This is a genomic window from Paenibacillus sp. J31R30 (assembly GCF_059692115.1).
Genome location: NZ_JCAUAV010000003.1, coordinates 700,912 through 714,578, shown reverse-complemented (window position 1 = coordinate 714,578; position 13,667 = coordinate 700,912). Strand labels below are relative to the sequence as shown.

The 13,667-nt window shown below is 43.9% G+C and carries 14 protein-coding genes, 1 riboswitch and 1 other annotated feature (1 of these 16 running past the window's edge); of the genes, 1 reads left to right on the top strand and 13 read right to left on the bottom strand.

All coding sequences use genetic code 11. The features are described 5' to 3' along the window. Window positions 1-8: 8 nt before the first annotated feature. The 12 genes from AC58QO_RS15085 to AC58QO_RS15030 form a co-directional block, all read right to left on the bottom strand. A complete protein-coding gene (locus AC58QO_RS15085) occupies window positions 9-794 on the bottom strand; it encodes a hypothetical protein (RefSeq protein WP_497266775.1) in 786 nt (261 codons plus the stop codon). Window positions 795-876: 82 nt separating this feature from the next. After that, window positions 877-1,449 (bottom strand): DJ-1/PfpI family protein, encoded by a 573-nt coding sequence (locus tag AC58QO_RS15080; RefSeq protein WP_497266773.1) that lies wholly within the window; start codon window positions 1,447-1,449, stop codon window positions 877-879. Window positions 1,450-1,581: 132 nt separating this feature from the next. After that, window positions 1,582-2,913: a sugar phosphate nucleotidyltransferase gene (locus tag AC58QO_RS15075; RefSeq protein WP_497267496.1), complete on the bottom strand. Its 1,332-nt coding sequence runs from the start codon at window positions 2,911-2,913 to the stop codon at window positions 1,582-1,584. 48 nt (window positions 2,914-2,961) lie between these two features. Then, window positions 2,962-4,077, bottom strand: a complete 1,116-nt coding sequence (locus AC58QO_RS15070) for a glycosyltransferase family 4 protein (protein WP_497266771.1) — start codon at window positions 4,075-4,077, stop codon at window positions 2,962-2,964. After that, window positions 4,074-4,898, bottom strand: a complete 825-nt coding sequence (locus AC58QO_RS15065) for a DUF6492 family protein (RefSeq protein ID WP_497266769.1) — start codon at window positions 4,896-4,898, stop codon at window positions 4,074-4,076. The genes AC58QO_RS15070 and AC58QO_RS15065 overlap by 4 nt, the downstream gene beginning before the upstream one ends. A 149-nt stretch (window positions 4,899-5,047) precedes the next feature. Next, window positions 5,048-6,139, bottom strand: coding sequence for a toxic anion resistance protein (locus tag AC58QO_RS15060; RefSeq protein WP_497266767.1), 1,092 nt, complete (start codon window positions 6,137-6,139; stop codon window positions 5,048-5,050). Between the two features lie 14 nt (window positions 6,140-6,153). Further along, window positions 6,154-6,810: a hypothetical protein gene (locus tag AC58QO_RS15055; RefSeq protein ID WP_497266765.1), complete on the bottom strand. Its 657-nt coding sequence runs from the start codon at window positions 6,808-6,810 to the stop codon at window positions 6,154-6,156. A gap of 227 nt (window positions 6,811-7,037) precedes the next feature. Beyond that, the gene (locus AC58QO_RS15050) at window positions 7,038-7,544 is read right to left on the bottom strand and encodes a GNAT family N-acetyltransferase (protein ID WP_497266763.1); all 507 of its coding nucleotides are present in this window, start codon (window positions 7,542-7,544) and stop codon (window positions 7,038-7,040) included. After that, entirely contained in the window at window positions 7,541-8,665 is a 1,125-nt protein-coding gene (locus tag AC58QO_RS15045) for a GNAT family N-acetyltransferase (protein WP_497266761.1), read from the bottom strand. The genes AC58QO_RS15050 and AC58QO_RS15045 overlap by 4 nt, the downstream gene beginning before the upstream one ends. Window positions 8,666-8,713: 48 nt before the next feature. Further along, window positions 8,714-8,794, bottom strand: a riboswitch (ZMP/ZTP riboswitch). A 70-nt stretch (window positions 8,795-8,864) separates the two neighbouring features. Further along, window positions 8,865-9,473 carry a LysE/ArgO family amino acid transporter gene (locus AC58QO_RS15040; protein WP_497266759.1) on the bottom strand — a complete coding sequence of 203 codons (609 nt, stop codon included), beginning with the start codon at window positions 9,471-9,473 and terminating at the stop codon, window positions 8,865-8,867. Window positions 9,474-9,505: 32 nt separating this feature from the next. After that, complete coding sequence (locus AC58QO_RS15035; protein WP_497266757.1) at window positions 9,506-10,423, bottom strand: aminoglycoside phosphotransferase family protein; 918 nt, start codon at window positions 10,421-10,423, stop codon at window positions 9,506-9,508. 27 nt (window positions 10,424-10,450) lie between these two features. Continuing rightward, window positions 10,451-11,359, bottom strand: coding sequence for a DUF3221 domain-containing protein (locus tag AC58QO_RS15030; RefSeq protein WP_497266755.1), 909 nt, complete (start codon window positions 11,357-11,359; stop codon window positions 10,451-10,453). Between the two features lie 147 nt (window positions 11,360-11,506). On the opposite strand from AC58QO_RS15030, the gene AC58QO_RS15025 reads away from it, so the two are divergent. Then, window positions 11,507-11,935, top strand: a complete 429-nt coding sequence (locus AC58QO_RS15025) for a DUF1801 domain-containing protein (RefSeq protein WP_497266753.1) — start codon at window positions 11,507-11,509, stop codon at window positions 11,933-11,935. A gap of 350 nt (window positions 11,936-12,285) precedes the next feature. Here the strand turns inward: AC58QO_RS15025 and asd are convergent, their stop codons facing one another. After that, entirely contained in the window at window positions 12,286-13,371 is a 1,086-nt protein-coding gene (asd, locus tag AC58QO_RS15020) for an aspartate-semialdehyde dehydrogenase (RefSeq protein WP_497266751.1), read from the bottom strand. 152 nt (window positions 13,372-13,523) lie between these two features. Then, window positions 13,524-13,667: a binding site (T-box leader), on the bottom strand; it runs 119 nt beyond the window's last position.

Here is a 13,667-nt window from a genome sequence, read left to right as displayed (position 1 = left end):
TTCAACTCCTACTTGGCTTCAATCGTAAATGTAAACTCTTTCGTCCAATCGAGATCCGGCACTAGCTTTACTTCGACGATACCTGGTTTAACGATTTGGAATGCTTCCTTGTAGGCATCCAGGTATTTAATTATGTTTGAATTCCCCTCACCGCCATCGATAAATCCTAGCTCCCTAATTTCATTCAAATCAGTTCTGATCAGCTGCACGATGCTACCCACTGGAACGGAAAACCGAGTCTTTCCAATTTTCACACGGCCATCTGGAAGGATGGCATATTCAATCCGAACTGCTCCAGGAATCTTAGGAATGAGATACGGAATCAACGTTAAACGCCACTTCTTGACAACCCACTCCGAATAGCGGACATCTCTTTTCTCAAGCAACCTGCCATCCTCAAGGAAAATGTCTCCTTTATACAGGTCCTCTTTGTCAACCAATGAGACAACTTTGCCATTTTCTTTGCCTAGGACAGTATACGTTAAATAGCCTCCGCTTCCCCTCCTGCTTTTAAGTATAAGAACAGGTTGTTTTAAAGCTGTAAAATAACCAGATGTCATTCGGTAGTGTAATGATGCATCTTTCATTTTTCGATAGTCGGTTATCCATTGACCTGTTTGCTTATCCTTATGCTGCAAGCTGATATCTTGAGCTGTTTGTACGACTCGTTCTTCTGCGTTGACTCCACCCCAATTAACTGGCGTAATCTCCGCTTCTTGCTGATGACTATTCGATGATATCGGCCTGACGAATCGAATCGTACGCCTGTTATTTGAATGATTATAACGTTCCAAAGCGTCTCCTCCTTCAAGCATCACGAAATAGGAACATTACATTCTATTCGCAACTAGCTTTTTTGGAGATTAGCTTCATCACTTATCGGTCCATGATATCTCTAAATAATTGATCTCTTTCTACCTGTTTATCTTTGTATACATCAAGGTAATCAAATATCTCGAAGGAGAAATCAACAAAAGCTCTTCCACCTGCGGTAATCACATGCCCGTCTCTCATTGCACGTTTTTCAACATAATTGTGACGAGGGAACGGATCACTTACTGCTAGTTTGTTGATTCTTTCTACCGAGCAAGATGTGGTGAATGATCTTCTATGTAAAATGCCAGCTCGTCCTAAATATTGAGGTCCATTGCAGATTGCCGCCAGCATTTTCTCTTCTTGATCCAGTTTTTGAAGCAATGCTGTTAACACATTGTGCTGATCACGAATAGGTCCGCCAGGGATAATAAGCCCCTCTATATCATTTAGTTCGAATGCCTCAGAAATGGTCAAATCCGGTTTATAGGTCAGACCTGATTCACTAGTTACTGCATCAAGGGTATAGCCGATGGTAACGATGTCTCTTTTGCCCACATTTTTAAGCTTATGAAAGGCTAAGGTGATCTCAAAATCTGCGAAGTCTTCGGATATAAAACACAAAATCTTTCCCATATACACACCTCACTCATCGTTAATAATGACTTGTCATTCTCGACAACTAACAATACCTTGTCCGTAAGTTTTAACAATGTAAAAGGACCTGCCAATAAGCAGGCCCCTCTACTCATTCATCACATTCTTATTTTACCATATTATTGAAAAACGAATGATATCTTCTTGTGGTAACTCATTGCCCAATAAAACTTCCATAACCTCCAGATCACTAACAGCTTTAATGCCATGTCTTACCCCTGCTTGAATGTGCAGCACTTCTCCCGCAGAAAGCTTATATAGTTTGTCCTCCATGAGAATCTCCGCGCTGCCGGATAATATTGTTAGGCTTTCTTCTCGATTGAAATGCTGGTGGTAACTCGTTTGTTTTCCTTGAGAAAGCTTCACATGTTTAATCATGCTTTCTTTCCCGGATTCATTCTTCCAATATTTCAAGACTTGGTAAGAACCCCATCTTTTTTCCACATGCATTGGCATCTGTGACACTTGAGAGAGCCGCTCCTTGATGAGATGAGCTTTCTCCTTATTAGCAATCAATATGCCGTCTGAATTGGCCGCGACAATCAGCTCTGAGACGCCTATAATTTCAATGGTATAAGGAAGTTCATTAATTAGATGTGTATCAATTGAATCTGCGGATATTCGCCCTGTTCCAATAACATGATCCTCTAAATAAGGCGTCAGCGCCTTCCAGCTGCCCACATCATGCCATCTACCCTCGTATCCCATAACTGCTATTTGCGGAGTAAGCTCAACGACTTCTCGATCAAAGCTTGTATTCGCAAGTTGTTTATAAGTACTCATCCAGCTATCCACTTGGACCGGATGTCCCTTGTCCTTCAAGTAATTCAGCATGAACTTTAAAGGAAATGCAAATACTCCGCAATTCCATAAAGCGTCGTGCTCGATCAAATGGGCAGCTGCTTGCTCATTCGGCTTTTCTATGAAATGCCGAACAAATGCAAATTCATCATTCTCTTTCGGTTGAATGGGTACGATATAGCCGAATTGATCAGAGGGCATCGTCGGTTTGGTTCCAAGGAGCGCAAGATCAGCCTTAGAACGAGAGATGACATCGGGAAAGCGATGAAGCAGCCCGAAAAACTCGGAATCTACATACGTATCAACGGGGAGAATACATATCGTTTCTTCTGGATCTATGTGCATGATCTCATGTAAATACGTAGCGGCCAAAGAAACAGCTGGAAATGTTCCTCTTTTATAAGGCTCACTTATGATTGGAATGTGCTCACCCACATAATTGCGCGTAATCTCCACTTGACTGTGATGTGTAACGATACAAGTAGCTTGAAGCAAGCCCACCTCATCCAATTGTCTGCATATTCGCCCAATCATGGATTCTCTGACCCCATCATTGGATTTCAAAAGCTTCAAAAACACTTTGGAGCGAATCTCATTGGATAAAGGCCACAGCCTCTTTCCCGACCCTCCGCACAATAGCACAATTCGCAAGCCCAATTCTCCTTTCCTGAGGAACATCACGCTGCACCCTTATTTCTTCGATTGCATGACTTTTTCAACCACATACTTCATCAACATCCCCGCACGCTCCCAAGTTAAGCGAAGGACATCACGTCTTCCTTGCCGTCCCTTACGCTTGCATAAATCGGGATTCTCGTATGCTTTACGCATGATTATTCTTAAACTAGCATGATCCGGTTCCGCCCATAGCTGCCCTTTCTCCGCAAACAGGTAACTGAATGATCGTGAAATGGCATGTCGACTGTTCATACTAACTGTAGGGTTCTTTAATTGATAGGGTATGAGAAACGAGTTATTGTGCGTTAAGAAGTCCATTTGACCGCCCCAAGCTGTTGCAATGACGGGAATACCACTGGCTAACGCTTCTAGAAAAGGGAGTCCCACACCCTCGCCTCGCGAGGGCAAGACGAAGGCATCTGCCAATGTGTATAACCCTTTGAGTTGGCTTTCACGGAGCCGTCGACCCATGATGACAACAGGAGCCGTATCTTTGCGAACCCCTAATCTCTTTTTGTATTGCCAAATTTGTTGTTGAATCCACTTCTCAGTCTCATAGGATGCATAGCCATTCGTTTTAATTACAAGAATAACGTTATCCGCCGCTGAAAATTCTTCCCAATAGGCTCTTAGCAAGCCTTCTGGGTTCTTTCGGTGCTGGAAACCAAAGACAGATAAGAACGTAAACTTGCCAGCTGCACGCGGCAAAACAAATTTCTTATTATTCGGGTGAAATTCCTGCGTATTTACACCATGAGGAACGATGTAAATCGGTACCGTAACCCCGCTACTCTGAAGTGCCCGTTTATTATGCTGCGTTGGCACACAAACGGCATCAAATTTGTTCATGTGAGCTAGCCACTCATTAGGCGTTTTGCTTGTTTCCCAAACGGTATTTAAAATAATGGCATCGAATACACTGCGATCGCTGTTCCACTGCATAAAGCTCGGTACATCGTGATAGATCAGCACCTTTTTTCCTGTGACGGGACGTAGTCTAGACCTTAATGAACCGATCCTAACATCAACACCCTGCCGTCTCAGGGACGCTGCATACGTTCTACTTGCATGGCCTAGACCACTTGCCTTCTGTACGGGTCCCTTCCAAACAACAACATAGGGCTTCATGGTGACATCAGCTTGGCGGATTTCACATATCCTTTGCGTTTGTGCAGGGAAACGGACCTATATCTTTTGGCTAGAGATGACATTCTAGATGAGGTAAGCCCTGAATTAGGCACATGCAAGCTAATATTCCTAGCTGGTTTCAGTATCATCTGATTGGCCGAGGACGAATAGAGGAAATTACCGTACGTTTCAAATTCAGAAAAGGCAAACTGCCTGGATTTGTTCATACTTTTCATAATCGCTATATACCAGCTGCTGTTGTGTTTGGACTCGATATACTGCTTCAATTGCTTAACTTTCGCTTTTTCGAACAGCATATAATGGGTAACGAAGGACAATCGGGCTGAGCGGTTTCTTCCCATCAATTTGCGATACGTATTGAAATATTCACCTTGACTCCAGTTCCGGCAATAAAACACCGTTTTACTGCCCACTTTGAAGACATGTGGACGAATGAGTACGGTATCAGCATCAATAACCATATAGTACTTCGACGAGCACAACGTATCTCCGTTTAACTTAAGTAATTGCTGATATAGCCATCCGGTCCGATCCCACGTCTTGGATTGATAATGGATGTCCTTTTTCGTAATAGGGAGAACTGTATCTTCATTCACGAAGCGACATCCTTTTCTCTCACATAGATCAAGAATGCGTTGTTTCACCGGAGCTACAATGATGATCTCACCTATTGGATGCTTCACATATTTTCTTACGGCATCAATCACAAGAGGGAGAGTCCCTAGATCCTTCTCAATTGCTGGGATCAACACATCAATTGGAGTGGAGCTCGCTGGCTCCTCTTTAATTTGCATGAACATTTACTCAACTCCATTACTCAAACGTATGGATTATCATATGTCAGGAGAATGAATTGGCATGGGTGAAGAGGTAGGATGCTTGCCCTAAAATAACGAAAAAAAGGCCGCCAAGGATAGGATCCCTGACAGCCAATTCAACTTTACCCTATTTATTCCAAAAGACCGCTTAATTCTGAAGCTTTGATTTCCGCATTCGTTTTATTCCCTGGCGTCAAACCAAGACGCTGTGTCATTTGCTGGCTAATGTTCCCAAGCCGCTGCGTGTGCTCTGTAGCCGATTGAATGATTGTCCGATTCGACTGTTCAAAGAGATCCAAGGCAGCGAATAGATCGGTCATCCCTCTTTCGATCGAGTCCATTTGTAAGCCTGGTTTTCCAAGCAGCTCGTTCGTTCTTTGCGTCGTTTCCTTCAACAAACGCGAGTTATCTTCGAACATTTTATTCAAAGTAGAGTTCGCGGAATTTACCGCTTCAATCGTCTGGACTTGATCCTCGATCGCCATCGAAATCATCGCAGAGACGGTCAGCAGGTTCTGCGTTTTATCAATCGTCGCATCGACGGCATCAATCAGTTTATCGTTATTGTCATTGATGATATCCGTTCCTGCAATCGCCTGTTGATAGAGAATGACCATTTCCTGAAAGGATTGAATACGCGTAACAACTTTGCGAAGGCCTCTCTCCAAATGTGTTTTACGATTTTCATTCTCGGGCTTGGCTATTTCGACTTCGAAAAGCTGCTTTAAATTCTCCCCCATCGCGATTCGCATTTGCAAATTGTAGACGGACTCAATTGAATTTTTCTTCAGCGTTTTCATGTACGCCATGTTCTCTTCCAGCGTTTCTTTCCCATTTCGCAGGGATTGTACGATGGCATTGACGTTTGTTTTCACGGACTGATACTTGTAAATATAGTTCTTTAACGGTGTCTTTTTCATCATTTTCTCAAAAAAACCAAGCTGCTTGCTCTTGCTTAACGAATCAATTTCGCCGCGCAGCTTCAAAATATTGTTTTGGACCTCTGAGCGTTTCCCAGACATCAATTCATTCACAGGACGCTCTAGCATAGCTAGTGATTGCCCAGCCTGCTCCATCGTCTTGGAACCCATGCGTCCGATAGAATCCATTAAGGTTTCTAACTCCATGGTATCGGTCGAAGAAACTTTCTCGAGTAATTGTTTCGCTTCTTGTTCAACTTTCTGCAAATCCGTTGACTTTAATTGCACCAATTGGGTTGTCACAGTTCCATGCCTCCTTAGTCTGTTGAACGATAACGTTGTTGGATCAGTTCCATGCGAGTCTGTAACTCAATCAAATCTTTCTGTTCAATGGTTTCTACATAATCCGAGAGCTTAGAGTTAATGTCCTTAATCCCTGTAAGAAGTAACCGACGATTCAATCGTTTGGCTTCTCCTCCCAGCTTCAGAAACGGGTTAATCGCACCATTGAGATCCTTGAAAATCAGTCGTTGTATGTTATGATTCATATTTGCATCGTTTAATTCTTTCAGCTGTGGAATCAATCTACCTACCCTTGTAAGCAAGCTTAGCGTTTTCTCCACAATCTCGTCATCTAGCGTATTCTTCTGACCCTCCGAGATCATCGTCTCTTCGATCACATGGATATATTCCGCTATTGGGTCCCAGAAAGGATCACTTTCATCTTTCGCAGTTTCCTTCTCAGGAGTAGTACTCCGCGTAGTTGGTGCATGTGGGGTAGTTTCGCTAAGCGGAACTGGATTTGTGGTCCCTTTTAATGCTAGTGAAGTTCGGCTAAGTACAAGAATACTTCCGATCGATAAAGCCGTTGGTACTAATAAATTAATGGATTCTGGTAAAAAAGTAGCGGTTATAAGACTTGCCACATATCCTGCAACGGAGATGCCTGCTGCGACCTTGAATTGCTTATGCATAATACCTTCACACCCCTGTTCCTTTCGTGTTACCCCTTAAAATCATATATCCACCAGCGATTGATGTCAATTTGTTACAGGAAAATGATATTCTTGTTGGAGAAACGTCAAATGGTGTCAGTGGTTTGTATGATAAGAAAAGCTGCCCTGCAGAGGACAGCTTTCACAACTCAATATGGATCACTTTCATTCAGATGAGAAGCTTTCGCTCGTTTTTTAACTTCTGGTTAAATATGATCCCACCCGACAGCTAACTCAACGACATTGTCTCCACCTATCGCGACAGTCTTCTCCCCAATAATTTGTCCCCCTACGGATTTGTAAAAATCAAGAAAGGGGTTGTCTTTGAGGACCCATAACATCATGGAAGCGTAATCGCTTTTAATGAGTGATGATTTAACTGCTTGGAAGAGCAAAGTTCCAAGCCCTATTCTCTGATATGTTTGAAGTAAATAAATCGCATATAGTTCTCCACCATAATTAAATTCTTTATTTCGATTTCTCCCGCCATTTGAAAAACCGACGATCTCACCAGCCTCGTTTTCTGCTACGAATATTTGTTCATTTTCGTTCAGATTTTCAAATGTCCATATCCAATTCTTTACTCGCTTATTAACGGTAATATTGGACAAGTACTCATCGGAAATAATACCTTTATAGGTCGTTTTCCAACTCTCAACATGGATAAAAGCAATGTCTTCAATATCTTTCTTACACGCTTCTCTTATTTTCATTGGGTTCCCCCTACGTTCCTAATCTCACGTTCATATAAATTCGCACTCCAGCCGCGGCCATCATATCTCCCACGGTAAGTCATATTCAAACTGCGGTAATACTCATTCAAGGTTGGATTATCCGCCATACAGTCCAATCGCAGCCAAGCTTTGCCTTTCTCTTTCAGGTAGGCTTCCGCCCACGACAGCATCCGGCTGCCGTGCCCTTGCCCCTTATACTTTCGCGCAACGACTAAACGGTGTACATAACCGGCGTCCTCATGAAACATATCTCCCCAAATCTCTTCATACTGCCAATGTATAGACAAACAGCCCATAATCTCACCATTCAGACAAGCGACAAACACTTCATTTTCCTGGATAAAATGTGCGATATACGCTCTCGTAAACGTATCTTCACGCCACTGTGTGAATCCCTTGGTTGCACATATCCATTCGGCTGCTTCCACATAGAGTAGTTGTATGATTTCTAAATCGTCACTCTGAGCTTTTCTTATTACAAAGTCCTTCCGCGGCTGCAATTCGGCCAACTCGTTTTTTTGCCAATGATATTCGATCCTTGAAGCCGTTGCAAGCGCCCTCTCTTCACCAAATAATCTAGATACGACATGAAGTGCAGCATCGAACCCCGCGGTTACCCCTGCGGACATGACGATCTTGCCGTTATCGACGTATCGGACTTCCTCAACAATAGTAGCACTGGATGGCACTAATTCTCGCAATAAATCAAATGCGTTGCGATTAGTCGTCACCCGTAGTCCATCCAACAAGTTAGCTTTTGCCAGGAAAAGCGCACCTGTGCACACAGATAAAATAAGTTCAGCATGGTGCGAAACAGCTCTAATCCAGTTCGTAATCATTTCATTGTTCATTGCAGTCCGCGAGCCTAAACCACCGGGTACAATCAAAATATCAGGTACTGGACAATTCTCAAAGCTGAATTTGGGGAAAAGCGTAAGTCCACTGACCGTTTGAACAGGTCTCTGAGCTTCTTCTACCGTGAATACATTGAAATCTTTGCCCCAATTACTCGACACGGCGAAAACATCGTACGGACCTGCAATATCTAACAGATCTACCCTTTCATAAATAAGGACTGCCACATGCCTAGCTCGTTCCATTGAAAATGCCTCCTTTAAAATAAAAAAAGCATTTGATCCAATGATCAAATACTTTGCCCAGGCGAACGGCTGTTATGGAATATGTGCTCCCCCGTAGTGATCTACGTTTCGCCAGTTACACATACCAAATATTACCTTCATTATATTCGGAAGAATTCAAGAAAATCAAGTGAAATTCTTGAGCGTACCTTACTTATCATTAGATTAATTGTGAGATTAAATAAATGGAAGTTCCCCACATTATGAGGGCGGAAGCTTTATTTAGAAAAGTTATAAATGTTCTTGATTTATCTAATTTCCCAACTTGTCTGCCTACTAACGCAAGCGCTGCAAACCATATCCATGAGACTAATATACAAGCGACGGCAAAAACAAGTTTTTCCTTCCCAGCATAGTGGATTGAGCTTGTTCCGATAACACCGATTGTGTCCAAGATCGCATGTGGGTTTAATAACGAAACGGAAGCGGCGAAAGCGATTTGCTTCTTAGGCGATAGCGCTTTTTCTTCGGATTGGCTTGAGGCAGGTTTACTCTTCCATGTAACGAACCCCATATAAATAAGGAATAATATACCTAATACAAACAGAACGGTTTTAATCATAGGCAGTGTAACGATAATGACTGATATGCCCAAAATAGCTAACGAAATAAGAGCCGTATCACACAAGGAAGCGGTAATAACGACTGGCAACGCCCGAATAAATCTTGGTTGTGTCACACCTTGATTAAATACAAATACATTCTGAACACCTAACGGCAAGATAAGTCCTGCTGATAAAAGAATTCCTTGAAAGATAGCCGAAAGCATGATGTTGTTCTCCTACTCCTATCTAATAAACGTTAATTAGGACCTACGAACTGCCCATACTCACTTAGAACCTCATCAATCGTACGTCTTGAAATGGCGGACAGCCCTGGGTTTGTGTCTATGTAATATGCATAAGCGATCAAACCAAAAGATAGCGCCCAGCCGCGACCTCTCGACCAGGTCTCTTCATCGTTTGTAAGCAAGGTGCGGAGTAGTTTGCGGCCGTCAGCCGAGAGAAATGTCCATGCAACCATAAGGTCACAGGCAGGATCTCCTACACCTAACGTGCCAAAATCGATCACCGAGCTTAGTTTTCCCTGCTCGATTAACAGATTCCCTGGATGAAGATCCCCATGGAGCCAAACGGGTTTCCCCTGCCATACCGGCGTTTGCAGGGCCTGTTCCCAAACAGCAGTTGCCGCATCCGTGTCGATGATGCCTCTCAAGTTGGCGATTGCCTCTCTGACCGCTGCATCACGCATGGCGAGTGGCACACCTCTGCCAGAATTGTGCGAAACGGGTGCAGGACCATCCGTGGTATCGATGAGTTGAATAGCATGAACGAAATGCGCTAATTCTGTCGCTGCTTGGTGTTGGCTATCGAGTGTAGCCATCGTTGCGTTCTCGCCTTCAAGCCACCGATAGACGGACCAGTGCCACGGGTATCCTTCGGTGGGTGCAGGTACCCCCTTTGCGAGCGGTACAGGGATAGGCAGGGGTAAATGCTGAGCTAACATTGGCAGCCAACGTTGCTCTTTCTCCACTTGCCCGATTGCCCAATCCGCATGTGGTAATCGGACCGCCATGTCATCGCCAAGACGATAAATGGCATTGTCTGTACCTGCTGAGTCAACTGCCTGAAGACGCAAGTGTGCCCATTGTGGAAATTGTGAAGCGATCAACTGCTGTACGAGTCTTACGTCAATATCCAGCACATTAACTTGGCTCATTCATACACTACCTTTCACCTATCGCATCTAACCGTCGATAACGATCTTTGTCACAAATTTCTCCGTACCGAAATCATATCCTGCGAACCACATTTTCACCTGTTTACCGACTGTGATGTCAGTGAATTGTGCTGTATTGCTCCCCTTCCTGAGTTGGGCAAATGGAAGAAGTTTATATTGCACCCCATCTACTTCAATGGTGCGCTCTGTGTTTACTCCCTCGCCTTTTGTGACAATGCCAGTGACCTTACCGCTTGTATCACCAATGCCTTTGTCATGTTCGAAGATTTCGAGGCGAAGCCCTGTGGTTTGGCTAGGGTAACTCGATAACATGATGCCCTCACCCCACATTTTGACGGTTGACCCGATTTGTACGTCACTCGGTTGAATCTTCTTCCCTTCAAACTCAATGTGTGCATCATCAGACATACCATACCACGCAGCATTTGGCATCTTCTTTTCTTGATCTAGAAATTTATCGGATGAAACAACCAAAAACCTTCCCTTTTCGTCGATAGCTGTGATTTTCCCACTCATTCCGGCTTGCTCATCAATTGTGTAGACCGTTATCTGTAATGGAAACTCTGCGCCAATCTCCTCATAGATCGCTTGTTTTAGCTTGGCTTCATCCGTGTCCGACAGTGTTTTGGCATGTTCGCCTACCCGACGCACCTCCAGAAAGGCCTCTTTGTCAGTGCTATAAGAGGACTGCGGCTTGACTTTGTGTTTTTCAAAGACTGCCGTTAAAGTGGCGAGTTGACTACCATATTTTTGTAAATCATCTTTAGAAACTGATTTCATCTTCTTAGGTGTCTCTTGGAGCTGAGCAGCGCCATCGTTACGATTTCCTACATTTCGCTCACCGCAACCGGCTAAAAGGACACCAACAAGAATTATACAAAGCATCGTTGGAAACCAATAGGCCTTTTTCCACATAAAATAACCCCCTCCGGCTTCTACATCATCTTTGTGAGTTGTATGTATAAGACGATCATTCCCTTATTAATGTTTCTAATTCAAACGCTTCTTTGGTAAAATGAAAAAGACAAGCCATCACAGGGGAATCGATAAGGAGTGTTTTCTATGGCGTACGAAGCAAAAATGAAAGAAACTGATAACAGCGTCCATGAGTTTATAGAAAGTGTTGAAAGCCCTAAAAAGCGCGCAGATTCCTATACATTATTAGATATTTTCACCGAGACCACAGGCTATGAACCGAAAATGTGGGGACCGAGCATTATTGGCTTCGGCGCCTATCATTATAAATATGAGTCCGGACATGAGGGCGATGCGCCACTTTCCGGTTTCTCACCTCGCAAAGCCAAAATCAGCTTATATATTGCGACGGGCGATTCGGTCCAAGAGGAACTATTGAAGGACTTTGGCAAACATGAAGTAAGTAAAGGTTGTATTTACATCAACAAAGTCGCCGATATCAACGTTGAGGTATTGAAGGCTCTGATCAGCCATTCGGTTTCATTTGTGAAGGAACGCTACCCAGATCATAGCTAAGTAAAAAAAGGGGCCGTCTCCGCGTAGATCCTACTACGCGGGGATTGCCCCTTCTTGCTTTGTAAGGGAATGGCCGCCCAGGCATCCGTGAGCTATAAGGCCCAAAAAGGGCCTTATAGCTCACGCCACAGGCTGCGATCTGACTTTAACGCCCAAAAAGGGCGTTAAAGTCTTGGATTCACTGCCTTTCCGGGGGCATTCGGTGCTATAAGGCCCAAAAAGGGCCTTATTGCTCCCGCCACAGGCTGCGATCTGACTTTAGCGCCCAAAAAGGGCGTTAAAGTCTTGGATTCGCTGCCTTTCCCACGACTTCCCGCGGCTTCCGGCGAATCGCACCGATAGAGGTTCGCTTACTTCGCTTGAATGTACCCTTCAGCTTTGAGCAATTCAGCGATAAGAACAGCTCCACCCGCTGCTCCGCGTAATGTGTTGTGCGATAATCCCACAAATTTATAATCAAACATGGAATCCTCGCGCAATCTTCCCACCGAAACACCCATCCCACGTTCAATGTTACGATCAAGATTAGTTTGAGGTCTGTTTTCTTCTTCAAAGTAAGTGATGAACTGTTTAGGCGCACTTGGCAGTTCAAGCTCCTGCGGACGTCCTTTGAACGACAACCAGCGAGCAAGAATCTCTTCCTTCGATGGTTTGTTTTCGAAAGAAGCAAATACAGTTGCCATATGTCCGTCCGTTACTGGAACACGGATACATTGCGTCGTAATAAGTGGTGAACTCGCTTTAATAATTTCATTATTAGCGATACTTCCCCAAATGCGCAGCGGCTCCTGCTCACTTTTCTCTTCTTCCCCGCCAATATATGGAATAACGTTATCCAACATTTCCGGCCAATCCGTGAAGTTTTTACCCGCACCAGAGATTGCTTGATAAGTCGAAGCAACTACGTTGGTTGGTTTGAAATCTAGCAAAGCATGCAAAGCTGGCACATAGCTCTGAATGGAACAGTTAGGCTTTACAGCAATGAAACCGGTCGAAGTCCCCAGTCTTTTTCTTTGGGCTGCAATGATTTCAATATGCGCTGGATTCACTTCTGGAATCACCATTGGGATATCCGGTGTCCAGCGGTGAGCTGAATTGTTGGAAATAACAGGTGTGCCTGTTTTGGCGTAGGCTTCCTCTAACGCTTTGATTTCATCTTTTTTCATATCTACGGCACAGAAAATAAAATCAACGCCAGTAGCAACCTCTTCCACTATCGAAGCATCTTGAACAACGATCGCTTTCACATTTTCAGGGATTGGGGTAGCCAATTTCCATCTATTTCGAACGGATTCTTCATACGTTTTTCCAGCTGAACTGCTGCTTGCAGCAATCGCTGTAACCTCAAACCAAGGATGCTGATCTAGTAATTCAACGAACCTCTGGCCAACCATGCCAGTGCCTCCGACAATTCCAACTTTTAATTTTCTCGACATGTTAAGTTCAATCCTTTCAAATTCGTATGATGGTATGAAGTATCTCACTATTACATTCAAATTGCCTGATTTGGTGTGCCAAATGTTGCGACACATGAGCAAATTTTCTATTGCTACAACAAAAAAATCCCACCCCCAAGACTATTGCCAGTCTTAGGGACGAGATTAATATCCTCGTGGTACCACCCAGTTTCACCAATATGTCGCCATATCAGCCTCTTCAAGTACGACAAGCCAATGGCATGCGTATACTTTAGCTCTGTAACAGGAGCTCCTGTCACACCATCCCCTTCTGA